We start from the raw sequence: 21,810 nt of genomic DNA, 5'->3' as shown, positions 1-21,810 counted from the left end.
ATCCTCTTCAGATCGCAGGCTATATTTTCCGTTTGGCCTTGCGCCATAACCCTACGGCTTCACGCCAATCTGCAATGCCAGTTCACGAATGATGCCTGCGGTCATACCCCAGACGAAATAATGCTCATACCATGACAGCCATACGCGGTGAGAATCGCCTCGACGGTAAACGTCCAATGGATGGTAGCGCCCCAGATGCAGCGCCTGTGCCAGCGGCATTTCAAACACAGCGGATACCTCATCCTCACTGGCGCGATAAGGTAGGTTTGGCGGGATCACGCCCACCACTGGCGTCACCTGGTACCCGGTGACGCTATCCACAGGCGGCAAAACGCCAATCACTTCCACCACTTCCGGCGGAATAGCCACCTCTTCCTGCGCTTCACGCAGAGCGGCGGCGATAAGCGACACATCAGTACTGTCTACCGCGCCGCCGGGAAAGGCCACCTGTCCGGCATGCTTGCGCAGATGCACGGAACGCTGGGTCAGTAGCAGCCCGGGCTGAGGACGACGCACCACCGGAATGAGAACCGCAGCCTGGCGCTGATTGAGCGACGCACGATTGATCTGCGGTCGCAAAAGTTGGAAGCGTGATAAAAAATCATCCAGCGTCAGGCCTGTGTTTTCCACGGGTTAGTTCTCCAGTTGATGCAAAATACGGTTCACTTTATCAAACGTTTCCTGATATTCCGCCTGTTCCTCGCTATCGGCCACAATGCCGCCTCCGGCAGAGCAGTATAGCTGACCATTAACCGCTGTGAGGGTGCGAATAGTAATGCTGGTGTCCATATTGCCGCACACGCTCAGGTAGCCGATACTGCCGCACCAGGCGTTGCGGCGATGGGGTTCCAGTTCATCGATAATCTCCATCGCCCGCACTTTTGGCGCGCCGGTAATGGAGCCGCCCGGGAACGCAGCGCGAAGGAGATCCGTGGCGTGGCGCGTCGCGGGCAGTTGCGCGGTGATGGTGCTGACCAGGTGATGCACCGCCGGAAACGGTTCAACGACAAACAGTTCCGGCACTTTCACCGTGCCGGGAATCGCCACGCGGCCGATGTCATTACGCATCAGGTCGACGATCATCAGATTTTCGGCGCGATCTTTTGCCGAATGCGCCAGTCTTTGCGCCTGTTGGCGGTCGGCCTGCGCGTCCGACAGTCGTGGCAGGGTTCCCTTGATCGGCCGGGTCTGAATTTCGCCCTTATCCAGCAACATAAAGCGTTCCGGCGACAGGCTCAGAATCGCCCCTTCGTCAAGACGTATAAAGGCGCTGAACGGCGCGCGGTTGGCCTGATTAAGCTGCGTAAAGGCCAGCCATTCATCCCCCTGATACGCCGCCTGAAAACGCTGCGCCAGATTCACCTGATAACAATCGCCGCTGTGCAGGTACGCCTGCACCTGACGGAATTTTTCCCCATACTGTTCGCGGCTCATATTCGACTGCCAGCCGGAGGTCAGCGCAAACGGCGTCCGGGCGGGGGAACGCTGGCTTTTCAGCCAGTCGTAGCGTGCCTGTACGTCGGTATGGCTGAGCAGCGTCACCGTGTGGCGGTGATGATCGACAATCAGCGTCCAGTCGTAAATGCCAATCGCCATTTCCGCAAGAGGAATATCCTGCTGCGCAATAGACGGCAATGACTCAAAACGTCGCCCAAGGTCGTAGCCGAATAATCCCAGCGCGCCGCCCTGAAACGGAAGCGCGTCATTAGGCGACGGATGAAGCTGCAGCGTATCCAGCGCCGTTTGCAGCAACGCCAGCGGATCGTCGTGGCTGTCGCGAACGCCATTCGCGTCGCGGATTTGGGTTGCGTCGCCGTGGGTGGTGAGCGTACAGCATGGATCGGCCACCACGATATCAAAACGGCTGTGCGGATGATTCGCATGGCCGGAATGCAGCAGCATCGCCCAGGGTAAATGGCTTAGCGGGGCAAAATAGTATTCGGCGGCGTCCTGACGCCAGGGGAGCGTAATAATCGCGGGAGATAACGTCTTCATTGATCCTGACTGTACTGGCTATGTGACGGGTTGCATGAAATAATTAGCGCAGACAATTTAGCAGGAGTTGACGATGTTTGCAGGTTTACCTTCACTCAGCCACGAGCAGCAGCAGAAAGCGGTTGAACGAATCCAGGAACTGATGTCCCAGGGCATGAGCAGCGGTCAGGCGATTGCGCTGGTGGCGGAAGAGCTACGCGCCACGCATACCGGCGAACGGATCGTGGCGCGTTTTGACGATGAAGACGAATAGCGACTCAGACCGCCGCGATAATCTTTATCTCAACTTTATAGTTCGGGTTCATTAATCCAGCCTGCACCGTGCAGCGCACCGGGGCGTGTCCGGCAACGACCCAGGCGTCCCAGGCTTTGTTCATCGCCGCAAAATCGCTTTTATCCGCCAGGAAAATGGTTGCATCAAGAATACGTGACTTGCTGCTGCCCTGCTGCGCCAGGGCGGCATCGATCTGCGCCAGCGTATTGGCCGTCTGTTCAAACGCATCGGCGTCCAGATTCGACGGCACGCCGGTGTAGTACAGCGTGTTGTTGTGGATCACCACGTCGGACCAGCGGTCTTCGGCATCAATACGAATAATCGTCATACATTCTTCCTCTTTAACGTTCTGCATACGCGGGCAAACTGCCATATTGTCAGGGCGTCGACATTTCTTCAACTGGCGTAAGACTCTCCGGCCTGACATAATCCCTGTTCAAATTAACAGGGGGTAGTGTGACGGACGATTTTGCACCAGAAGGTCAGTTGGCTAAAGCGATACCGGGTTTTAAACCGCGCGAACCACAGCGACAGATGGCGGTAGCCGTCACACAGGCCATTAAACGTGCGCAGCCGCTGGTGGTGGAAGCCGGGACGGGGACGGGGAAAACCTACGCCTACCTCGCGCCAGCATTGCGCGCGAAAAAGAAAGTGATTATCTCTACGGGGTCGAAGGCCTTGCAGGATCAGCTGTACAGCCGCGATCTGCCGACGGTAGCAAAAGCGCTACAGTACAGCGGCAAACTGGCTCTGCTGAAAGGGCGTTCAAACTATCTTTGCCTCGAACGCCTGGAGCAACAGGCGCTGGCGGGGGGAGACCTGCCGGTGCAGACCTTAAGCGATGTGATCCTGCTGCGCTCCTGGTCGAACCAGACCGTAGATGGCGATATCAGTACCTGCGTCAGCGTAGCCGAAGATTCCCAGGCCTGGCCGTTGGTTACCAGCACTAACGATAACTGCCTCGGTAGCGACTGTCCTCTGTATAAAGACTGCTTCGTGGTAAAAGCGCGTAAAAAAGCGATGGAGGCGGATGTCGTGGTGGTGAACCATCATCTGTTTCTCGCTGACATGGTGGTCAAAGAGAGCGGTTTCGGCGAACTGATCCCGGAGGCGGAAGTGATGATTTTCGACGAAGCCCACCAGCTTCCGGACATTGCCAGCCAGTATTTCGGACAATCGCTTTCCAGTCGCCAACTGATGGATCTGGCGAAAGATATTACCATTGCCTATCGTACCGAGCTGAAAGACACCCAGCAGTTGCAAAAATGTGCCGACCGTCTGGCGCAAAGCGCGCAGGATTTTCGCCTGCAGCTGGGCGAACCGGGGTATCGCGGCAATCTGCGCGAATTGCTGGCAGATCCGCGCGTGCAGCGTGCCTTTTTACTGCTCGATGACACCCTCGAGTTATGTTATGACGTGGCGAAGCTGTCGCTTGGCCGCTCGGCGCTGCTTGACGCCGCCTTTGAGCGCGCTACCCTCTACCGGGCGCGCCTGAAGCGGCTGAAAGAGATCAATCAACCCGGTTACAGCTATTGGTACGAATGCACGTCGCGCAATTTTACCCTTGCGCTGACCCCGTTGACCGTGGCGGACAAATTCAAAGAGGTGATGGAGCAGAAGCCGGGGAGTTGGATTTTCACCTCCGCCACGCTGTCGGTGAACGACGACCTCCACCATTTTACCGCACGTCTGGGTATTGAGCAGGCGGAATCGATGCTGCTGCCCAGCCCATTTGACTACAGCCGTCAGGCATTGCTGTGCGTGCCGCGCAACCTGCCGCAAACCAACCAGCCGGGCGCGGCGCGCCAACTGGCGGCAATGTTAAGACCGATCATCGAAGCCAATAATGGGCGCTGTTTTATGCTCTGTACTTCTCACGCCATGATGCGCGACCTGGCGGAGCAATTTCGCGCGACCATGACGCTGCCGGTACTGCTGCAAGGCGAAACCAGTAAAGGCCAGCTGTTACAGCAGTTCGTCAGCGCCGGTAATGCCCTGCTGGTGGCGACCAGCAGTTTCTGGGAAGGGGTGGATGTGCGCGGCGATACGCTGTCGTTGGTGATTATCGACAAGCTGCCGTTTACCTCGCCGGACGATCCGCTGCTGAAAGCGCGAATGGAAGACTGTCGACTGCGTGGCGGCGATCCGTTTGACGAGGTGCAATTACCCGATGCGGTGATCACCCTGAAACAGGGCGTAGGCCGCCTGATCCGCGATGCCGACGATCGCGGCGTGCTGGTGATTTGCGACAACCGGCTGGTAATGCGCCCCTATGGCGCGACGTTTCTGGCCAGTCTGCCGCCCGCGCCGCGTACCCGGGATATCGCCCGCGCGGTCCGTTTTCTCGCCATGCCTTCAGCGGAGTAATTTACGCTGGAGTATGGTAAGATGCGGGCCATTTTATTGATCTAAGCACGAAAACCCATGCGAATTCTGGCTATCGATACCGCCACAGAAGCCTGTTCTGTCGCTCTGTGGAACGACGGTTCCCTCACGGCTCATTTTGAGCTTTGTCCACGCGAACACACGCAACGTATCCTGCCCATGGTGCAGGACATCCTGACCCGAAGCGGCCTTTCACTCACTGAACTTGACGCGCTGGCCTATGGACGCGGGCCGGGCAGTTTTACCGGCGTGCGTATTGGTATTGGCATTGCGCAGGGGCTGGCCCTGGGGGCGGAACTGCCGATGATTGGCGTCTCCACGCTGGCGACAATGGCGCAGGGCGCCTGGCGCAAAAGCGGCGCAACCCGCGTACTGGCGGCCATTGATGCGCGCATGGGCGAAGTCTACTGGGCTGAGTATCAGCGTGACGAAGACGGCCTCTGGCACGGCGAAGAAACGGAAGCGGTGCTCAAACCGGAGCAGGTGGAAGAACGGCTGCAGCAGCTCGCCGGCGAATGGGTCACCGTGGGAACCGGCTGGCCTGCGTGGCCCGATCTTGGTAAACAGAACGCTCTGGCGCTGCGTGACGGCGGCATTTTGCTGCCCGCAGCGGAAGACATGCTTCCTGTTGCCCGCCAATTGTTGGCGGCAGGAAAAACGGTCGCCGTTGAACACGCCGAACCGGTTTATTTACGTAACAACGTGGCCTGGAAGAAACTTCCGGGCAAAGAATGAATCTCAGTAGTATGTATGCCCTGGAAATGCACTGGAACTTCGGGGCAGTGCGCTGAGAAAAGGAGTCGCAGTATGGCGGTTCAAAAACAAGTTGTTAAAAATCTGCTGGCGGGCGCGATCGTGCTGGTGCTCAGCGGGTGTGTGACCGTTCCGGATGCTATCAAAGGCACCAGCCCGACGCCGCAGGACGATCTGATGCGGGTGATGAATGCCCCGCAACTGTACGTTGGTCAGGAAGCGCGATTTGGCGGTAAGGTGGTGGATATTCAAAACCAGCAGGGCAAAACCCGACTGGAAATCGCTACCGTCCCGCTGGACAGCGGCGCGCGCCCGATCCTTGGCGAGCCGTCACGCGGACGTATTTATGCTAACGTGAACGGCTTTCTTGATCCGGTCGATTTTCGCGGTCAGTTAGTGACGGTCGTCGGGCCGATCACCGGCAGCGTGGCGGGGAAAGTCGGCAACACGCCGTATAATTTCATGACCATGGACGTGACGGGCTACAAGCGCTGGCGTATCGCTCAACAGGTCGTCATGCCGCCGCAGCCTATCGACCCCTGGTTCTATGGCGGACGAGGCTGGCCCTATGGCTATGGCGGCTGGGGGTGGTATAACCCTGGGCCTGCTCAGGTTCAGACGATAGTCACAGAGTAACCCTTTGTATTATCAGTAAAAGAAACAGCGGCACGTCCGCTGTTTCTTCGTTAGTCATGTCATAAGAAAAATAAATAGTGATGCGCTTCGCAACCTTTTCGTTGAGTAATTAATAAACTGGTACGCTGAGTTAATATTATGTTAACGACTTGTTTATTATCTGGGGTTGCGATGACGACGAACACTCATTTTAGAGGTGATGCAGTGAAGAAGGTTTGGTTAAACCGTTATCCCGCGGATGTGCCTGCGGAGATCAATCCTGACCGTTATCAATCCCTGGTAGAACTGTTTGAACATGCTGTCGCGCGTTACGCCGATCAGCCCGCGTTCGTTAATATGGGGGAGGTGATGACCTTCCGCAAGCTGGAAGAGCGGAGCAGGGCGTTTGCGGCCTATTTGCAGGAAGGGCTGGGTCTTAAAAAGGGCGATCGCGTCGCGCTAATGATGCCAAACCTGTTGCAGTATCCCGTCGCGCTGTTTGGCATTCTGCGTGCCGGGATGATCGTGGTGAACGTCAACCCGCTATACACGCCGCGCGAGCTGGAGCATCAGCTCAACGACAGCGGCGCGGCGGCGATCGTCATTGTCTCGAACTTCGCCCACACTCTGGAAAAAGTGGTTGAGAAAACTCAGGTTCAACACGTTATTCTGACCCGCATGGGCGACCAGCTGTCGACGGCGAAAGGGACGCTGGTGAACTTTGTGGTCAAATACATCAAACGTCTGGTGCCAAAGTACCATCTGCCGGATGCCATCTCGTTTCGCAGCGCGCTACATGCGGGTTACCGCATGCAGTACGTGAAGCCGGAAGTGGTGTCTGAGGATTTGGCTTTCCTGCAATATACCGGCGGCACGACCGGCGTGGCGAAAGGCGCGATGCTCACCCATCGCAATATGCTGGCTAACCTTGAGCAGGTGAAAGCGACCTATGGACCGCTCCTGCATCCGGGGAAAGAGCTGGTGGTGACCGCACTGCCGCTGTACCACATATTCGCGTTGACCATGAACTGCCTGCTGTTTATCGAACTGGGCGGACAGAACCTGCTGATTACCAACCCGCGCGATATTCCGGGGCTGGTGAAAGAGCTGGCAAAGTACCCGTTTACCGCCATGACCGGCGTGAACACCCTGTTTAACGCGTTGCTGAATAATAAAGAGTTCCAGCAACTGGATTTCTCCTCTCTGCATCTTTCCGCCGGCGGGGGTATGCCGGTGCAGCAGGCGGTAGCTGAACGCTGGGTGAAACTGACCGGGCAGTATCTGCTGGAAGGCTATGGCCTGACCGAATGCGCGCCGCTGGTCAGCGTGAACCCGCATGATATTGACTATCACAGCGGCAGCATTGGGTTGCCGGTGCCGTCTACCGAAGCTAAGCTGGTGGACGATGATGATAACGAAGTGCCGCCGGATCAGCCTGGCGAACTCTGCGTCAAAGGTCCGCAGGTGATGCTCGGTTACTGGCAGCGTCCGGATGCGACCGACGAGATCATCAAGGACGGCTGGCTGCATACGGGTGATATCGCGGTGATGGACGATGAGGGTTTTTTGCGCATTGTCGACCGTAAGAAAGACATGATTCTGGTCTCAGGTTTCAACGTTTATCCAAACGAGATCGAAGATGTTGTGATGCAGCATCCGGGAGTACTCGAGGTCGCGGCCGTCGGCGTGCCGTCCGGCAGCAGCGGCGAAGCGGTGAAGATTTTCGTGGTGAAAAAAGATCCTTCATTAACGGACGAGGCGCTGGTGACTTTCTGCCGCCGCCAGTTAACCGGCTATAAGGTGCCTAAGCTGGTGGAGTTCCGCGATGAATTGCCAAAATCCAACGTCGGGAAAATTTTACGTCGAGAATTGCGTGACGAAGCCCGCGCCAAAGTAGACAATAAAGGCTGAGCGTTAAGCAACACGTCAAGCGCCGGATAATCCGGCGTTTTTTTTGGCGTAAAACAAAGAGAAAGCAATTTGAATTACCAAATGATCACCACTGATGACGCGCTGGCGACCCTCTGTGAGGCGGTTCGCGCGTTTCCTGCCATCGCCCTTGATACCGAATTCGTTCGTACGCGTACCTATTACCCGCAGTTAGGGCTTATCCAGTTGTTCGACGGCGAACATGTTGCGCTAATCGATCCGCATGGCATCACCGACTGGTCGCCGCTGAAGGCGATTTTACGCGATACCGCTATCACGAAATATCTGCACGCAGGCAGTGAAGATCTGGAAGTGTTTCTGAATGCCTTTGGCGAGCTGCCGCAGCCGCTGATCGACACGCAAATTCTGGCGGCTTTCTGCGGTCGCCCGCTGTCGTGGGGTTTTGCCTCAATGGTTGAAGAGTTTAGCGGCGTGGCGCTCGACAAGAGCGAGTCGCGGACCGACTGGCTGGCGCGTCCACTGACGGAACGCCAGTGTGAATATGCGGCGGCGGACGTATGGTATCTGTTGCCGATCGCCGGAAAACTGATGGCGGAAACCGAAGCTGCTGGTTGGCTGCCCGCAGCGCTGGACGAATGCCGTCTGATGCAGCAACGTCGTCAGGAGATTCTGGCGCCGGAAGAGGCGTGGCGTGATATCACCAATGCCTGGCAACTGCGTACCCGCCAGTTGGCTTGTCTGCAGCTGCTTGCCGACTGGCGGTTGCGCAAGGCGCGCGAGCGCGATCTGGCGGTGAACTTCGTGGTGCGTGAAGAACATCTGTGGTCGGTGGCGCGCTATATGCCCGGCAGCATGGGGGAACTCGACAGCCTCGGGCTTTCCGGCAGCGAAATTCGCTTCCATGGCAAGACGCTGCTCGCGCTGGTTGCCAAAGCGCAGGCGTTACCCGAGGAGGCGCTGCCAGCGCCGCTGCTTAATCTGATCGACATGCCTGGCTATCGGAAAGCGTTTAAAGATATTAAAGCGCTGATTGCCGGAGTGAGCGCCGGGCATAACGTCAGCGCCGAACTGCTGGCGTCACGCCGCCAGATTAACCAGTTGCTTAACTGGCACTGGCAGCTCAAACCGCAAAGCGGCGAGCCAGAACTGATCTCCGGTTGGCGCGGCGAGTTGATGGCCGCGCAGCTTCATGCGCTGCTGGCGGAGTATCCGCGTCAGGGCTAATGTCAGCCCGCTCCGGCTGGACATCCGCCAGCCGGTCGCGCTGTACGGCCTTCGCTTACTGCATGGACCGTATCCGTTCGCAGACAGCCTCGCCCACCTGCCGGGTTGAGGCGTTCCCCTTCATATCAGGCGTTTTCGGTCCGCTGGCAATCACTTGCTCGATCGCCGCCAGGATACCGTCATGGGCAGCGGTATAGCGCGCATCGCCTTTCCCGAGGAAATCGAGCATCATCGCGCCTGCCCAGATAGTGGCGACCGGGTTGGCAATGTTCTGGCCGTATATGTCCGGCGCGGAACCGTGGACCGGTTCGAACAGGGAGGGGAAAGTGCGCTCCGGGTTCAGGTTGGCGGAAGGCGCGATGCCAATGGTACCCGTACACGCCGGACCGAGGTCTGACAGAATATCGCCAAACAGGTTAGAGGCGACCACTACGTCAAAGCGTTCCGGCTGCATGACAAACCGGGCGCACAGAATATCGATGTGCTGCTTATCCCAGCGAATAGCGGGAAAGTGCTGCGCCATTGCCTCCACGCGTTCATCCCAGAATGGCATACTGATCGCCAGCCCGTTAGATTTGGTGGCGGAGGTCAGCGTTTTACGCGGGCGACTTTGCGCCAGTTCGAATGCATAGCGCAAAATGCGATCCACGCCGCGGCGGGTAAACACCGACTCCTGGATCACCAGTTCATGTTCGGTGCCCGGATTAACCCGTCCACCCAACGCCGAATATTCGCCTTCAGTATTTTCTCGCACCACGTAGAAATCAATATCGCCAGGCTGCTTGCCCGCGAGCGGGCAGGGCACTCCCGGAAAGAGGCGTACCGGTCGCAGGTTAACGTACTGATCGAATTCACGGCGGAACTTCAGTAGCGATCCCCACAGGGAGATATGATCCGGCACGGTGTCCGGCCAGCCAACCGCGCCAAAATAGATGGCATCAAACGATGACAACTGTGCGTGCCAGTCATCCGGCATCATCTTGCCGTGTTGCTGGTAGTACTCACAGTTGGCCCATTCAAAGGTTTCAATACTCAGAGACAGCCCCCAGCGCTCGCTGGCGGCCTTTAACACCCGTAGCCCTTCCGGCAGAACCTCTTTACCAATGCCGTCTCCGGGGATGGCGGCAATGCGACAGGTTTTGTTCATTTCAGATCTCACTTATCGGCTCAGAAAATTGACTTCACCGCTATCCTATAATTGACTGAACGGCAGTTAATGAGACCAACTGGTGAAACATAAAACACAGATCATGAATAATCTGCCGTTGTTAAATGACTTACGCGTCTTTATGCAGGTTGCCCGGCGTTCGGGATTTGCCGCGGTGGCGCAGGAGCTGGGCGTATCACCTGCCTTCGTCAGCAAACGTATCGCCCTACTGGAACACACGCTCAACGTGGTTCTGCTACATCGCACCACCCGGCGGGTGAGCATGACCGAAGAGGGCGAGCGCATCTACGCCTGGGCGCAGCGTATTTTGTATGATGTGGATCAGATGATGGACGAGCTTTCTGACGTACGTCAGGTGCCGCAAGGGATGCTGCGGATCATCAGTAGCTTTGGCTTTGGCCGGCGCGTGGTAGCGCCCGCGCTTTCAGCGCTGGCGAAGCAGTATCCCCAGTTGGAATTGCGCTTTGATGTCGAAGATCGGCTGGTGGATCTGGCAAATGAAGGCGTCGATCTGGATATTCGCATTGGCGATGATATCGCGCCGAATCTTATCGCCCGCAAACTGGGTACGAACTATCGTATTCTTTGCGCCTCGCCGTCATTTTTAGCGCAGCACGGCACGCCAAAGCAACTGACGGAGCTGTCCGCCTGTTCCTGTCTGGTAATAAAAGAGCGCGATCACCCATTTGGCGTTTGGCAACTCCAAAATAAAGAGGGGCAACATGCCATCAAAGTGACAGGCGCGCTGTCGTCGAACCATGGGGAGATCGTTCACCAGTGGTGCCTGGACGGCCAGGGGATTGCGTTACGCTCATGGTGGGATGTCTGTGACAATATTGCCAGCGGTCAACTGGTGCAGGTTCTGCCGGAGTATTATCAACCAGCAAACATCTGGGCCGTTTATGTCTCCCGGCTGGCGAACTCCGCGAAGGTACGAATTACGGTTGAGTTTTTGCGGGATTATTTCGCCGACCGCTATCCGACATTTTCCGTGAAATGAATTCAGGTCATACTGTATAAATAACCAATATTTTGACCAGAAAAAATGTTTATTACGATTTTCTTCTACAAATAAAAAAAGGCAGAAAGTTCCGCCTTTTTTTCCAGGATTTTTCTGAGCGAAAGCGTTATTTCGACTCTTCCGCTTCTGGCAATGTCACGTTAAGTTCGAGAATAGAAATGTCGCCGTCTTTTTGTTCAAGCTGAACGGTGACCATTTCAGGATCGATTTGTACGTATTTACAAATGACCTCAAGAATATCTTTGCGTAACTGCGGTAAATAATGCGGCTCGGCGTCGCTACGACGACGCTCTGCGACAATAATCTGTAATCGCTCTTTCGCGATGTTGGCTGTACTCTTTTTCCGCGAGAGAAAAAAATCCAGTAATGCCATAACTTATCCTCCGAACAGGCGTTTGAGGAAACCTTTCTTCTCTTCTTCAATGAAGCGGAAAGGACGTTCTTCTCCCAACAGACGATCTACCGTATCGGCATACGCTTTACCCGCGTCTGCATTGATATCCAGAATGACCGGCTCGCCCTGGTTAGAGGCGCGCAGTACAGACTGATCTTCCGGGATCACCCCGACAAGCTTAATGCGCAGGATTTCCAGCACATCTTCCATGCTGAGCATATCGCCTTTATTCACCCGGCCCGGGTTGTAGCGCGTCAGCAGCAGATGTTCTTTGATCGGTTCTTCGCCATTTTCGGCGCGGCGGGATTTCGACGCCAGAATCCCCAGAATGCGGTCAGAGTCACGAACCGAGGAGACTTCCGGGTTCGTGGTGATGATCGCTTCATCGGCGAAGTAGAGCGCCATCAGCGCGCCGGTTTCAATCCCCGCCGGGGAGTCGCAGACAATGAAGTCGAAATCCATCGCTTTCAGATCGTCGAGGACTTTCGCGACGCCTTCGCGGGTCAGGGCGTCTTTATCGCGCGTCTGAGAGGCAGGAAGAATAAAGAGGTTTTCAGTACGTTTGTCCTTGATCAACGCCTGATTCAGCGTCGCATCGCCCTGAATGACGTTGACGAAATCGTAAACGACCCGGCGTTCACACCCCATGATAAGATCGAGGTTACGCAGGCCGATATCAAAATCAATAACGACAGTTTTCTTTCCCTTCTGGGCCAAACCAGTAGCGATGGCCGCGCTGGAGGTGGTTTTGCCAACGCCCCCTTTACCCGAAGTAACTACAATAATGCGTGCCATAGAAATTCCTTGTTAAAAAGGGATCAATTCAACGGTTGAACTGTCAAAGCGTTGTCTGCTAACTGCAAACGGGCCGCTTTGCCATAAAATTCTGCTGGGATTTTATCACTCAGCCAGTAAACACCTGCGATAGAGACCAGTTCTGCCGTCAGATGGGTACAAAAAATTTGCGCTTCCCGATCGCCGCTTGCGCCCGCCAGCGCGCGGCCTCTCATCATGCCGTAGACATGAATATTGCCGTCAGCGATAAGCTCTGCGCCAGCGCTGACGTGACTTGTAACAATCAGATCACATTGTGGTGCATAAATGCGCTGACCGGAACGAACCGGCACATCAATAAATCGCGTTTTTGTGACGGAACCAGCGTTTTGCGCCGGGGCTACAGGGGCGACGGGTTCAGCTGGCGCGGAACGCGCGGCTTTTTCTTTCCCTTCAGTCAATAAGGGAAGGCCCATCTGGTCGATTTCCGCTTTTAAACGGGCGTCTTTGCAGCCGCTGACCCCGATAATCCGCAGTCCTGTGGAGGTCACCACCTCCTGCAGAACCGGCCAGTTTACCGGCGCGTCCAGACCGCTGACGTTAATCACCACCGGGGCGTGTTTTAAAAAAGCGGGAGCCTGAGCGATTTTGTCTTCTAACGCCTGACGAATAACCTCGGGTTCGGCTTCATGCAAATGAACCACTGATAAGGTGAAGCTACTGCCTTTAAGTTCGATGGGCGTGTTTGACATCCTGGCCTTACTCAATTTGCTATTTATCATCCCCGATATGGGATGATATTCCGAAGTCCAGAAGGCATGTTATAGTCACTATTATATTGAGGCAAGTCGCCAACCGTTTAATTCAGAGTAAAATGTATGTTTTGTGTGATCTACAGAAGTACCCGACGTGACCAGACCTATTTATATGTCGAAAAAAAAGACGATTTTTCACGCGTACCTGAAGAGCTGATGAAAGGATTTGGCCAGCCAAAACTGGCAATGATATTGCCGCTGGATGGTCGTAAGAAGTTAGTCAACGCCGATCTGGATAAAGTAAAGCAAGCCTTAGCGGAGCAGGGATATTATTTACAATTGCCTCCGCCGCCGGAAGATTTATTGAAGCAACATCTTTCAGCCTCCTCGCAGCACGCTCCAGAAACGGATAAATAAACGGTATCCGGCGTTAAGCCTTGCCGGTGCCATTACTGACCATCCAGGATGACAGATTAGGGGAAAAGCATGTATCAACATCATAACTGGCAGGGCGCGCTGCTCGACTTCCCGGCAAGCAAAGTGGTTTGCGTAGGCAGCAACTACGCAAAGCATATTAAAGAGATGGGAAGCGCGACGCCGGATGAGCCGGTGCTGTTTATCAAACCGGAAACAGCGCTTTGCGATCTGCGCCAGCCGTTGGCGATTCCAACGGCGATGGGCGCGGTGCATCATGAAGTCGAACTGGCGGTTCTGATTGGCGCTACGTTACGCCAGGCGACGGAAGATCATGTGCGTAAAGCCATTGCCGGTTACGGTGTGGCGCTCGATCTGACGCTGCGCGACATACAGGGCAAAATGAAGAAGGCGGGGCAGCCATGGGAAAAAGCCAAAGGCTTCGATAATTCCTGCCCGTTGTCGGGGTTTATTCCGGCTGCTGAATTTAACGGCGATCCGCAGGATACGCCGCTTAGCCTGACGGTAAACGGCGAGGTCCGCCAGCAGGGCACGACCGCCGACATGATCCACAAAATCGTGCCGCTGATTGCGTATATGAGTAAATTCTTTACCCTGAAGGCCGGAGACGTTGTGTTGACCGGTACCCCGGAAGGCGTCGGGCCGCTTGCCAGCGGCGACGAGCTGGAGATTCATTTCAACGGCCATTCCCTTACGACTCGCGTTCTGTAAAAGCCCTTTGCCGCCTTTTTCGGGCGGCAAAACTTGCATCAGCGTGCCAGACTGGTTATAAGGTGCAGCTTTACAGCAATGGCGGATACCCTGATGAGCGATTTACCTTTCTGGCAAAGTAAAACCCTGGATGAAATGACCGATGCCGAATGGGAGTCGCTCTGTGATGGCTGTGGTCAGTGCTGTCTGCATAAGCTGATGGACGAAGACACTGACGAAATCTATTTTACCAATGTCGCCTGCCGACAGTTAAACATCAAAACCTGCCAGTGTCGCAACTACGAACGCCGTTTCGAATACGAGCCTGACTGCATTAAACTCACGCGTGATAATTTGCCGACTTTTGAATGGCTGCCGATGACCTGTGCGTATCGTTTGCTGGCGGAAGGGAAAGGGTTACCGGCGTGGCACCCGCTGCTGACGGGGTCAAAAGCGGCGATGCACGGCGAACGCATCTCGGTGCGCCATGTTGCGGTAAAAGAGTCAGAAGTCCGCGACTGGCAGGACCATATTCTGAATAAACCTGAATGGGCGGACTGAGCCGCCCATGCTGAGAGCGGATGTTATGCGTTTTTCGCCTGATACATCTGCTCGCCTTCGTGATCTTCATCGACCCAGAAGTTGATATTAAACTGAGCGTCATCGCTCAACTCGACCCGGTGCCAGTACTGCGGTGGGCTGGTGGCGAACTGGCCGGCGTTGATCACCACTTTCACTTCCGGTTCTTTTGCTTCTTCGTTAGCGAAACCGTAATAGGTGACCGTCCCTTCCATGACACACAATTGACCGAAAACGCCGGCGGCAGTGTTGTGGTGGGAGAGAAGCGCTGCGGGGACGTTATCTTTGGTGAAAAATGGGGTTGAACGTTTGATTTTCCAGTTTGCCGGGATGCGTAGATGTGACATAAGGACTCCCCTTGGTGGGCTTTATAAGATGTATTCAATATACATCTTATAAAGCGTCGCACGCAATGATTTTCCGGCAAAAAAAACGCCCCCGGGTGGGAGCGTTGCGGATTAACGACCAAACAGATCGCGTCTTTTCGGCTTAAACGGCTGCGCGATTAACACCAGAATCGCCACCACCAGATAAGCGGCAAAAATGCCCAACAACCACTGCGGCATTTCGAGGCTTAAAAATTCCCACTGACGTTCCGCACAGTCGCCAGAGGCAACAAACACTTGCGGCAACCATTTATCCAGCGGCAGCCAGCCCGGGAAGCGCGCCATAAAATCACAGGTCATGAAGGGGGAAGGATGTAACTGAATCATGGTGTGTTCCCATGCCAGTTGAACACCGCGGATGGCGCTGTAGATCCAAATCACCAGCGCGACATAGCGTAACGGCGTTTTCGGCGCGATGGCGCCGACTAACCCGGCGCCCATGATGCCAAACAGCGCGCAGCGTTCGTAAATGCACAACACACACGGTTTAAGTAGCATGACATGCTGAAACCACAGCGCGACCAGTTCGAGCGCCAGGGCAGTCAATGCCATCAGTAACCATGCGCCCCGACCCCGTGAGCACTGGTTCAAAAATCGCAACATAGTTATTTCCCTGCAATATGCGTAGACACGGCAGTGTAAACCAATTCAATAACTGCGCCACCAGGAGAAAATGAAATATTGTGTAATTGGATAATTATCACGCAAAAAGGCAAACCGGGCAGTGAAATGCCCGGTAAGTTGTTATGGAAGTGTAGCTAAAAGGCCGATCCGGGTCATCCATTCGGTGTACGGGGCGAGAGTGAACTCCACGCACAGCAGACCCACCAGCGTCAGAACAACGGTATAAGGCAGCGCCATCCACACCATCCGACCATAAGAGAGGCGAATCAATGGCGCAAGGGCAGAAGTCAACAGGAACAGGAAGGCCGCCTGGCCATTTGGTGTGGCGACCGACGGCAGGTTGGTGCCGGTATTAATGGCCACCGCCAGCAGTTCAAACTGTTGCAGTGAGATCGCGCCGCTTTCCATCGCCGCTTTGGCTTCGTTGATGTAAATCGTGCCGACGAAGACGTTATCGGAGATCGAAGAGAGCAGCCCGTTAAACAGATAAAACAGCGTTAACTGGGCATGCTCCGACGCCTGCAGGACATACTGGATGATCGGCGTAAACAGATGCTGGTCAATAATCACGGCGACAATTGAGAAAAACACGGTCAGCAGGGCGGTAAAGGGCAGTGACTCGGTAAACGCTTTGCCGATGGCGTGCTCGTCAGTAACGCCGGTTAGCGAGGTCGCTAAAATAATGACCGACAGGCCAATCAGCCCCACTTCCGCCAGATGCAGCGCCAGGGCAACTACCAGCCAGACGCCGATAATCGCCTGCACCACCAGTTTCAGTCGGTCCTGACGGGTGCGCTGATGGCGGTTTTGATCGTCAAACTGCTGCAAGACTTCACGCACTTTTTCCGGCAGCGTTTCGCCATAACCAAACCAGCGCATTTTCTCTACCAATACGCAGGTCAGCAGGCCGCAAATCAGCACGGGGAGGGTGACAGGCGACATGCGCAGAAAGAAGTCGCCAAAGTGCCAGCCGGCGGCTTTTGCAATAATCAGATTCTGCGGTTCGCCCACCATGGTCATCACGCCGCCAAGCGCGGTCCCAACGCCTGCATGCATCATCAGGCTGCGTAAAAAGCCGCGGAACTGCTCCAGCACCGTTTTGTAATGCTGATCGATATGGCTGTCGTCCAGAATATCGTTATCTTCACCGCGCGCGGAGGCCACACGGTGATAAATACCGTAAAAGCCAACGGCAACGCTGATAACGACGGCAACCACGGTAAGCGCATCAAGGAAAGCCGAAAGAAAGGCGGCGGCAATGCAGAAGGCCAGCGATAGCATGGTTTTGGAGCGAATACTCAACAGCAGGCGGGTAAAAATAAACAGCAGTAACTGCTTCATAAAGTAGATGCCCGCCACCATAAACATCAGCAGCAGCAGGACTTCCAGATTGGCCGCGACTTCTTCGCGCACATGGGCGGCGCTGGTCATGCCGATCATCACCGCTTCAATCGCCAGCAGTCCGCCCGGCAGCAACGGGTAGCATTTCAGCGCCATGGCCAGCGTGAAGATAAATTCCGCCACTAGCAACCATCCCGCTACGAAGGGGTTGATCATGAAAATCAGCGGGTTAACGATCAGAAATATTAGTAGAGCGAGTTTGTACCAGTCTGGCGACTGGCCTAAAAAGTTGCGCCAGAATGCGCGACCCCAGGAGATCTCCATGGCGGTTTCCCTTACCTAATTAAATGAAATGATGTTTTTATGTTTAGCCGCAAAGCTTAGCGGTCAGCGGTAAACCAGGCAAGTCCTTAACCTTATATACCGGCGCGGCGTTATCCGGAAAATGAAGCCTTGATCCCCTTTTTCTTTGTTGCCTGCGCTATCGGGGTTGTAACCCGTCTGGTATGATGAGTGTAACTATGTTTTGCTGTGTAATGGAAATCTCACTATGGTCATTAAGGCGCAGAGCCCGGCGGGTTTCGCGGAAGAGTACATCATTGAAAGTATCTGGAATAACCGCTTCCCCCCGGGCACTATTCTGCCTGCTGAACGTGAACTCTCCGAACTGATCGGGGTGACGCGTACCACTTTGCGTGAAGTGCTTCAGCGTCTGGCGCGTGATGGTTGGTTGACCATTCAGCACGGCAAACCGACGAAGGTGAATAATTTCTGGGAAACGTCCGGGCTGAACATTCTTGAAACCCTGGCGCGTCTCGATCATGAAAGCGTTCCGCAACTGATTGATAATCTGCTGTCGGTGCGAACCAACATCTCAACGATCTTTATCCGCACCGCATTTCGTCAGCATCCTGACAAAGCTCAGGAAGTGCTGGCGACAGCGCAGGAAGTTGCCGACCACGCCGACGCCTTTGCGGAACTTGATTACAACATTTTCCGCGGCCTGGCGTTTGCCTCCGGCAACCCGATTTACGGCCTGATCCTCAACGGCATGAAAGGGCTGTACACCCGTATCGGGCGTCACTATTTCGCTAATCCGGAAGCGCGCAGCCTGGCGCTGGGGTTCTATCACAAGCTGTCGCAACTCTGCCTGCAAGGCGCGCACGATCAGGTGTATGAAACGGTACGCCGCTACGGTCACGACAGCGGCGAGATCTGGCACCGGATGCAGAAAAACCTGCCGGGCGATCTCGCGATTCAGGGGCGATAGGAAATAAAAGAAAAACCTCTCTGCAGAGAGGTTTTTTGCGTTTATCCAACCCGGCGGTTTCCCCTGCGGGCGACAGGGCGATTACAAACTGTTCACCCTCGCCGGGCAGCGTTCCAGTAGCTCAACGCTGCCGTCTTCGTTCTGCTGTTCCAGCGTCACGTCAAATCCCCATAGCCGATGCACGTGCTTCAGCACCTCTTTACGACCCTTGTCCAGCGGCGCGCGGTTGTGCGGAATGTAGCGTAGCGTCAGAGAGCGATCGCCGCGCAGATCGACATTCCACACCTGGATATTTGGCTCAAGATTGCTCAGGTTATATTGTGACGACAGGCGATTGCGGATTTCACGGTAGCCTTCCTCGTTATGAATCGCAGAGATTTCCAGATAGTTATGCCGATCGTCGTCCAGCACCGTAAAGAAGCGGAAATCACGCATCACCTTTGGCGACAGGAACTGGCTAATGAAGCTTTCATCTTTAAAGTCGCGCATCGCGAAATGCAGCGTCTCCAGCCAGTCTGATCCCGCCATATCGGGGAACCAGTAGCGATCTTCTTCCGTTGGCGACTGACAGATGCGCTTGATGTCCTGGAACATCGCAAAGCCCAGCGCATAGGGATTAATGCCGCTGTACCACGGGCTGTTATAGGGCGGCTGGAACACCACGTTAGTGTGGCTGTGCAAAAATTCCAGCATAAAGCGCTCGGTGACTTTGCCTTCGTCATAAAGATGATTCAGGATCGTATAGTGCCAGAAGGTGGCCCAGCCTTCGTTCATCACCTGGGTCTGCTTCTGCGGATAGAAATACTGGCTCACTTTGCGTACGATACGCAGGATCTCACGCTGCCAGGACTCCAGCAGTGGCGCGTTCTTCTCCATAAAGTAGAGCAAGTTCTCCTGCGGCTCCGACGGATAACGTCGCGCCTCGGCCACCGTTTTTTCTTCCTCTTTCTTCGGCAGTGTACGCCACAGCATGTTTACCTGGCTTTGCAGATATTCTTCACGGCTTTTCTGACGGGCTTTCTCCTCCTGCAAAGAGATTTTTTGCGGACGCTTGTAGCGATCAACCCCGTAATTCATCAGCGCATGACAGGAGTCCAGCAATTTTTCCACCTCATCAACGCCGTAACGCTCTTCGCACTGAGTGATGTAATTGCGGGCAAAAATCAGGTAATCAACAATCGAGCTGGCGTCGGTCCAACTGCGGAACAGATAATTGTTTTTGAAGAAAGAGTTATGCCCGTAGCAGGCGTGAGCCATTACCAGCGCCTGCATGGTAATGGTGTTCTCTTCCATCAGATAAGCGATACACGGGTTCGAGTTAATGACGATCTCATAGGCCAGACCCTGCTGCCCGTGTTTATACAATCTTTCGGTTTCGATAAACTTTTTGCCAAATGACCAGTGCGGATAATTGATCGGCATCCCGACGCTGGAATAGGCGTCCATCATCTGCTCGGAGGTGATAACCTCAATCTGGTGCGGATAGGTGTCCAGTCTGTAGAGTTTTGCCACGCGGTCTATTTCTGCCAGGTAAACATCCAGCAGATCAAACGTCCAGTCGGGTCCATCGCTCAACCGTGTGGTGTCCTTGTTCATGGAATCAATCGTAGCCATTCGCGCACCCTCATTGTTGGCGGCGCTCTCTGTGTGGAGCACCTCATTTCAAGCATAGAACACCCTGTTAAAAACCGTGTTGGCGATGCGATCTTTTCTTCGCGATTTCTGCTGGTTATCCCGCCAGAAATTGCCATCGCTACGCTATTTTATGCTGGATAAAAATGCGGCATAGCAGGAGATGCCAAACAATCGCTATCACCCTGCAATCGGCTATCTGTGAGGCAGGTCACCATAAAAAAGCCATATGTTGAATAATATTTTCATCTGGGTTATCAAGATGTAATTAGAAGATTGTTCTTTTACTGTTAACGGAGTGGCTATGCGAGTTGTCATACTGGGAAGTGGCGTCGTTGGCGTGACCAGCGCCTGGTATTTATGTCAGGCCGGGCATGAGGTGACCGTCATTGATCGTGAACCCGGTCCGGCGCTGGAAACCAGTGCCGCGAACGCTGGACAGATTTCACCAGGCTATGCCGCCCCCTGGGCGGCGCCAGGCGTTCCTTTAAAGGCAATTAAATGGATGTTCCAGCGCCACGCGCCGCTGGCCGTGCGTCTGGACGGTTCGCCGTTTCAACTTAAATGGATGTGGCAAATGCTGCGGAACTGCGACACCCGCCACTACATGGAAAACAAAGGCCGCATGGTGCGTCTCGCGGAGTACAGCCGCGACTGTCTGAAAGCGCTGCGTGCGTCAACCGGCATTCAGTACGAAGGACGTCAGGGCGGGACGCTACAACTCTTCCGCACCGAACAGCAGTATGAAAACGCCACCCGGGACATCGCGGTGCTGGAAGACGCGGGCGTGCCGTACCAGTTGCTGGAATCTGCCCGGCTGGCGGAAGTGGAACCGGCGCTGGCGGAAGTGGCGCATAAGCTGACCGGCGGGCTGCGGTTGCCGAACGACGAAACGGGCGACTGCCAGCTTTTTACCCAGCGACTGGCGCAAATGGCTGAACAGGCTGGCGTCACGTTCCGTTTCAACACGCCGGTGGACAAGCTGCTCTGTGAAGGCGAGCGTATCTATGGCGTGAAGTGCGGCGACGAAATCATCAAAGCCGATGCGTATGTGATGGCCTTTGGCTCCTATTCCACGGCGATGCTGAAAGGCATTGTCGATATTCCGGTGTATCCGCTGAAAGGCTATTCGCTGACGATCCCTGTGGCGGAAGAGGACGGCGCGCCTGTTTCGACTATTCTTGATGAAACCTACAAAATCGCCATTACCCGTTTCGATCAGCGCATTCGTGTCGGGGGCATGGCGGAAATCGTCGGCTTTAATACCGAACTGCTCCAGCCGCGTCGGGAAACGCTGGAGATGGTGGTGCGCGATCTCTATCCGCGCGGTGGACGCATTGAACAGGCCACATTCTGGACCGGGCTGCGCCCAATGACGCCGGATGGTACGCCGGTCGTGGGGCGAACCCGCTTTAAAAATCTGCTGCTGAATACCGGACACGGGACGCTGGGGTGGACCATGGCCTGCGGCTCCGGACAGCTCCTGAGCGATATCCTCTCTGGCCGCACGCCCGCGATCCCGTATGAGGATTTGAGCGTGGCGCGTTACAGCCCGGGGTATACGCCATCCCGGCCACAGCAACTTCATGGCGCACATCACTGATA

General features: G+C 55.1%; 23 protein-coding genes. 12 read left to right on the top strand and 11 right to left on the bottom strand.

Going from position 1 to position 21,810, the window contains the following annotated elements:
• Positions 1 to 51 precede the first annotated feature (51 nt).
• Positions 52 to 630 carry a CoA pyrophosphatase gene (locus tag CSE01S_RS10400; protein WP_042287729.1) on the bottom strand — a complete coding sequence of 193 codons (579 nt, stop codon included), beginning with the start codon at positions 628 to 630 and terminating at the stop codon, positions 52 to 54.
• Positions 631 to 633: 3 nt separating this feature from the next.
• Entirely contained in the window at positions 634 to 1,995 is a 1,362-nt protein-coding gene (gene pabB / locus CSE01S_RS10395) for an aminodeoxychorismate synthase component 1 (RefSeq protein ID WP_042287727.1), read from the bottom strand.
• A 73-nt stretch (positions 1,996 to 2,068) separates the two neighbouring features.
• On the opposite strand from pabB, the gene CSE01S_RS10390 reads away from it, so the two are divergent.
• A complete protein-coding gene (locus CSE01S_RS10390) occupies positions 2,069 to 2,248 on the top strand; it encodes a YoaH family protein (RefSeq protein WP_042287725.1) in 180 nt (59 codons plus the stop codon).
• A gap of 4 nt (positions 2,249 to 2,252) precedes the next feature.
• On the opposite strand, the gene CSE01S_RS10385 is transcribed toward CSE01S_RS10390, so the two are convergent.
• Positions 2,253 to 2,597, bottom strand: coding sequence for a RidA family protein (locus CSE01S_RS10385; protein WP_042287764.1), 345 nt, complete (start codon positions 2,595 to 2,597; stop codon positions 2,253 to 2,255).
• A gap of 128 nt (positions 2,598 to 2,725) precedes the next feature.
• Between CSE01S_RS10385 and yoaA the strand changes: the two genes are divergently transcribed.
• From yoaA to rnd, 5 genes are all read left to right on the top strand, one after another.
• Positions 2,726 to 4,636 (top strand): DNA repair helicase YoaA, encoded by a 1,911-nt coding sequence (gene yoaA / locus CSE01S_RS10380; protein ID WP_042287723.1) that lies wholly within the window; start codon positions 2,726 to 2,728, stop codon positions 4,634 to 4,636.
• A 57-nt stretch (positions 4,637 to 4,693) separates the two neighbouring features.
• Entirely contained in the window at positions 4,694 to 5,389 is a 696-nt protein-coding gene (tsaB, locus tag CSE01S_RS10375) for a tRNA (adenosine(37)-N6)-threonylcarbamoyltransferase complex dimerization subunit type 1 TsaB (RefSeq protein WP_042287721.1), read from the top strand.
• 72 nt (positions 5,390 to 5,461) lie between these two features.
• Positions 5,462 to 6,043, top strand: coding sequence for a Slp family lipoprotein (locus tag CSE01S_RS10370; protein WP_042287719.1), 582 nt, complete (start codon positions 5,462 to 5,464; stop codon positions 6,041 to 6,043).
• Positions 6,044 to 6,247: 204 nt separating this feature from the next.
• The gene (gene fadD / locus CSE01S_RS10365) at positions 6,248 to 7,933 is read left to right on the top strand and encodes a long-chain-fatty-acid--CoA ligase FadD (protein WP_060569607.1); all 1,686 of its coding nucleotides are present in this window, start codon (positions 6,248 to 6,250) and stop codon (positions 7,931 to 7,933) included.
• Between the two features lie 69 nt (positions 7,934 to 8,002).
• Positions 8,003 to 9,136 carry a ribonuclease D gene (rnd, locus tag CSE01S_RS10360; RefSeq protein WP_084589000.1) on the top strand — a complete coding sequence of 378 codons (1,134 nt, stop codon included), beginning with the start codon at positions 8,003 to 8,005 and terminating at the stop codon, positions 9,134 to 9,136.
• A 55-nt stretch (positions 9,137 to 9,191) separates the two neighbouring features.
• Here rnd and CSE01S_RS10355 read toward each other — a convergent pair whose 3' ends face one another.
• A complete protein-coding gene (locus CSE01S_RS10355) occupies positions 9,192 to 10,283 on the bottom strand; it encodes a tartrate dehydrogenase (protein WP_042287713.1) in 1,092 nt (363 codons plus the stop codon).
• Positions 10,284 to 10,386: 103 nt separating this feature from the next.
• On the opposite strand from CSE01S_RS10355, the gene CSE01S_RS10350 reads away from it, so the two are divergent.
• A complete protein-coding gene (locus CSE01S_RS10350) occupies positions 10,387 to 11,304 on the top strand; it encodes a LysR substrate-binding domain-containing protein (RefSeq protein WP_042287762.1) in 918 nt (305 codons plus the stop codon).
• Between the two features lie 127 nt (positions 11,305 to 11,431).
• Here CSE01S_RS10350 and minE read toward each other — a convergent pair whose 3' ends face one another.
• From minE to minC, 3 genes are read right to left on the bottom strand one after another with little or no spacing between them, the layout of a single operon-like run.
• Complete coding sequence (minE, locus tag CSE01S_RS10345) at positions 11,432 to 11,698, bottom strand: cell division topological specificity factor MinE (RefSeq protein WP_001185666.1); 267 nt, start codon at positions 11,696 to 11,698, stop codon at positions 11,432 to 11,434.
• Positions 11,699 to 11,701: 3 nt separating this feature from the next.
• Positions 11,702 to 12,514, bottom strand: a complete 813-nt coding sequence (gene minD / locus CSE01S_RS10340; RefSeq protein WP_042287710.1) for a septum site-determining protein MinD — start codon at positions 12,512 to 12,514, stop codon at positions 11,702 to 11,704.
• A 23-nt stretch (positions 12,515 to 12,537) separates the two neighbouring features.
• Positions 12,538 to 13,245: a septum site-determining protein MinC gene (minC, locus tag CSE01S_RS10335; RefSeq protein WP_042287708.1), complete on the bottom strand. Its 708-nt coding sequence runs from the start codon at positions 13,243 to 13,245 to the stop codon at positions 12,538 to 12,540.
• Between the two features lie 126 nt (positions 13,246 to 13,371).
• Between minC and CSE01S_RS10330 the strand changes: the two genes are divergently transcribed.
• The 3 genes from CSE01S_RS10330 (at position 13,372) to ycgN (ending at position 14,934) form a co-directional block, all read left to right on the top strand.
• Positions 13,372 to 13,665: a YcgL domain-containing protein gene (locus CSE01S_RS10330; protein ID WP_042287705.1), complete on the top strand. Its 294-nt coding sequence runs from the start codon at positions 13,372 to 13,374 to the stop codon at positions 13,663 to 13,665.
• Positions 13,666 to 13,734: 69 nt separating this feature from the next.
• A complete protein-coding gene (locus CSE01S_RS10325; RefSeq protein ID WP_042287702.1) occupies positions 13,735 to 14,394 on the top strand; it encodes a fumarylacetoacetate hydrolase family protein in 660 nt (219 codons plus the stop codon).
• 93 nt (positions 14,395 to 14,487) lie between these two features.
• Entirely contained in the window at positions 14,488 to 14,934 is a 447-nt protein-coding gene (gene ycgN, locus CSE01S_RS10320) for a cysteine cluster protein YcgN (protein ID WP_042287760.1), read from the top strand.
• A 23-nt stretch (positions 14,935 to 14,957) separates the two neighbouring features.
• Here the strand turns inward: ycgN and CSE01S_RS10315 are convergent, their stop codons facing one another.
• The 3 genes from CSE01S_RS10315 to nhaB all read right to left on the bottom strand — a co-directional run bounded on the left by CSE01S_RS10315 (position 14,958) and on the right by nhaB (position 17,627).
• The gene (locus tag CSE01S_RS10315) at positions 14,958 to 15,299 is read right to left on the bottom strand and encodes a TehB family protein (RefSeq protein WP_042287700.1); all 342 of its coding nucleotides are present in this window, start codon (positions 15,297 to 15,299) and stop codon (positions 14,958 to 14,960) included.
• A 111-nt stretch (positions 15,300 to 15,410) separates the two neighbouring features.
• On the bottom strand, positions 15,411 to 15,941 hold the full coding sequence (gene dsbB / locus CSE01S_RS10310) for a disulfide bond formation protein DsbB (protein WP_042287698.1): 531 nt from the start codon (positions 15,939 to 15,941) through the stop codon (positions 15,411 to 15,413).
• Between the two features lie 141 nt (positions 15,942 to 16,082).
• Positions 16,083 to 17,627, bottom strand: a complete 1,545-nt coding sequence (nhaB, locus tag CSE01S_RS10305) for a Na(+)/H(+) antiporter NhaB (RefSeq protein WP_042287696.1) — start codon at positions 17,625 to 17,627, stop codon at positions 16,083 to 16,085.
• 226 nt (positions 17,628 to 17,853) lie between these two features.
• On the opposite strand from nhaB, the gene fadR reads away from it, so the two are divergent.
• Entirely contained in the window at positions 17,854 to 18,573 is a 720-nt protein-coding gene (gene fadR, locus CSE01S_RS10300) for a fatty acid metabolism transcriptional regulator FadR (protein ID WP_042287694.1), read from the top strand.
• A gap of 81 nt (positions 18,574 to 18,654) precedes the next feature.
• Here the strand turns inward: fadR and CSE01S_RS10295 are convergent, their stop codons facing one another.
• Positions 18,655 to 20,187, bottom strand: coding sequence for a SpoVR family protein (locus CSE01S_RS10295; RefSeq protein ID WP_042287691.1), 1,533 nt, complete (start codon positions 20,185 to 20,187; stop codon positions 18,655 to 18,657).
• A 322-nt stretch (positions 20,188 to 20,509) separates the two neighbouring features.
• Here CSE01S_RS10295 and CSE01S_RS10290 point away from each other — a divergent pair, with 322 nt between their 5' ends.
• Positions 20,510 to 21,808: a D-amino acid dehydrogenase gene (locus CSE01S_RS10290; protein WP_042287690.1), complete on the top strand. Its 1,299-nt coding sequence runs from the start codon at positions 20,510 to 20,512 to the stop codon at positions 21,806 to 21,808.
• Positions 21,809 to 21,810: the final 2 nt, after the last annotated feature.

It is taken from the genome of Citrobacter sedlakii NBRC 105722, assembly GCF_000759835.1.
GTDB classification, from domain to species: Bacteria; Pseudomonadota; Gammaproteobacteria; order Enterobacterales; family Enterobacteriaceae; genus Citrobacter_A; species Citrobacter_A sedlakii.
The sequence above is the reverse complement of the archived record's forward strand: the minus strand, read 5'-3'. Positions and strand labels throughout refer to the sequence as shown.

Coding starts and splice junctions, on each gene's coding strand:
- minC (WP_042287708.1), bottom strand. CDS start 13,245: ATGTCAAACACGCCCATCGAACTTAAAGGCAGTAGCTTCACCTTATCA.
- CSE01S_RS10315 (WP_042287700.1), bottom strand. CDS start 15,299: ATGTCACATCTACGCATCCCGGCAAACTGGAAAATCAAACGTTCAACC.
- fadR (WP_042287694.1), top strand. CDS start 17,854: ATGGTCATTAAGGCGCAGAGCCCGGCGGGTTTCGCGGAAGAGTACATC.
- CSE01S_RS10350 (WP_042287762.1), top strand. CDS start 10,387: ATGAATAATCTGCCGTTGTTAAATGACTTACGCGTCTTTATGCAGGTT.
- minE (WP_001185666.1), bottom strand. CDS start 11,698: ATGGCATTACTGGATTTTTTTCTCTCGCGGAAAAAGAGTACAGCCAAC.
- dsbB (WP_042287698.1), bottom strand. CDS start 15,941: ATGTTGCGATTTTTGAACCAGTGCTCACGGGGTCGGGGCGCATGGTTA.
- CSE01S_RS10295 (WP_042287691.1), bottom strand. CDS start 20,187: ATGGCTACGATTGATTCCATGAACAAGGACACCACACGGTTGAGCGAT.
- CSE01S_RS10325 (WP_042287702.1), top strand. CDS start 13,735: ATGTATCAACATCATAACTGGCAGGGCGCGCTGCTCGACTTCCCGGCA.
- pabB (WP_042287727.1), bottom strand. CDS start 1,995: ATGAAGACGTTATCTCCCGCGATTATTACGCTCCCCTGGCGTCAGGAC.
- CSE01S_RS10390 (WP_042287725.1), top strand. CDS start 2,069: ATGTTTGCAGGTTTACCTTCACTCAGCCACGAGCAGCAGCAGAAAGCG.
- CSE01S_RS10370 (WP_042287719.1), top strand. CDS start 5,462: ATGGCGGTTCAAAAACAAGTTGTTAAAAATCTGCTGGCGGGCGCGATC.
- CSE01S_RS10385 (WP_042287764.1), bottom strand. CDS start 2,597: ATGACGATTATTCGTATTGATGCCGAAGACCGCTGGTCCGACGTGGTG.
- CSE01S_RS10290 (WP_042287690.1), top strand. CDS start 20,510: ATGCGAGTTGTCATACTGGGAAGTGGCGTCGTTGGCGTGACCAGCGCC.
- tsaB (WP_042287721.1), top strand. CDS start 4,694: ATGCGAATTCTGGCTATCGATACCGCCACAGAAGCCTGTTCTGTCGCT.
- nhaB (WP_042287696.1), bottom strand. CDS start 17,627: ATGGAGATCTCCTGGGGTCGCGCATTCTGGCGCAACTTTTTAGGCCAG.
- ycgN (WP_042287760.1), top strand. CDS start 14,488: ATGAGCGATTTACCTTTCTGGCAAAGTAAAACCCTGGATGAAATGACC.
- CSE01S_RS10330 (WP_042287705.1), top strand. CDS start 13,372: ATGTTTTGTGTGATCTACAGAAGTACCCGACGTGACCAGACCTATTTA.
- CSE01S_RS10355 (WP_042287713.1), bottom strand. CDS start 10,283: ATGAACAAAACCTGTCGCATTGCCGCCATCCCCGGAGACGGCATTGGT.
- minD (WP_042287710.1), bottom strand. CDS start 12,514: ATGGCACGCATTATTGTAGTTACTTCGGGTAAAGGGGGCGTTGGCAAA.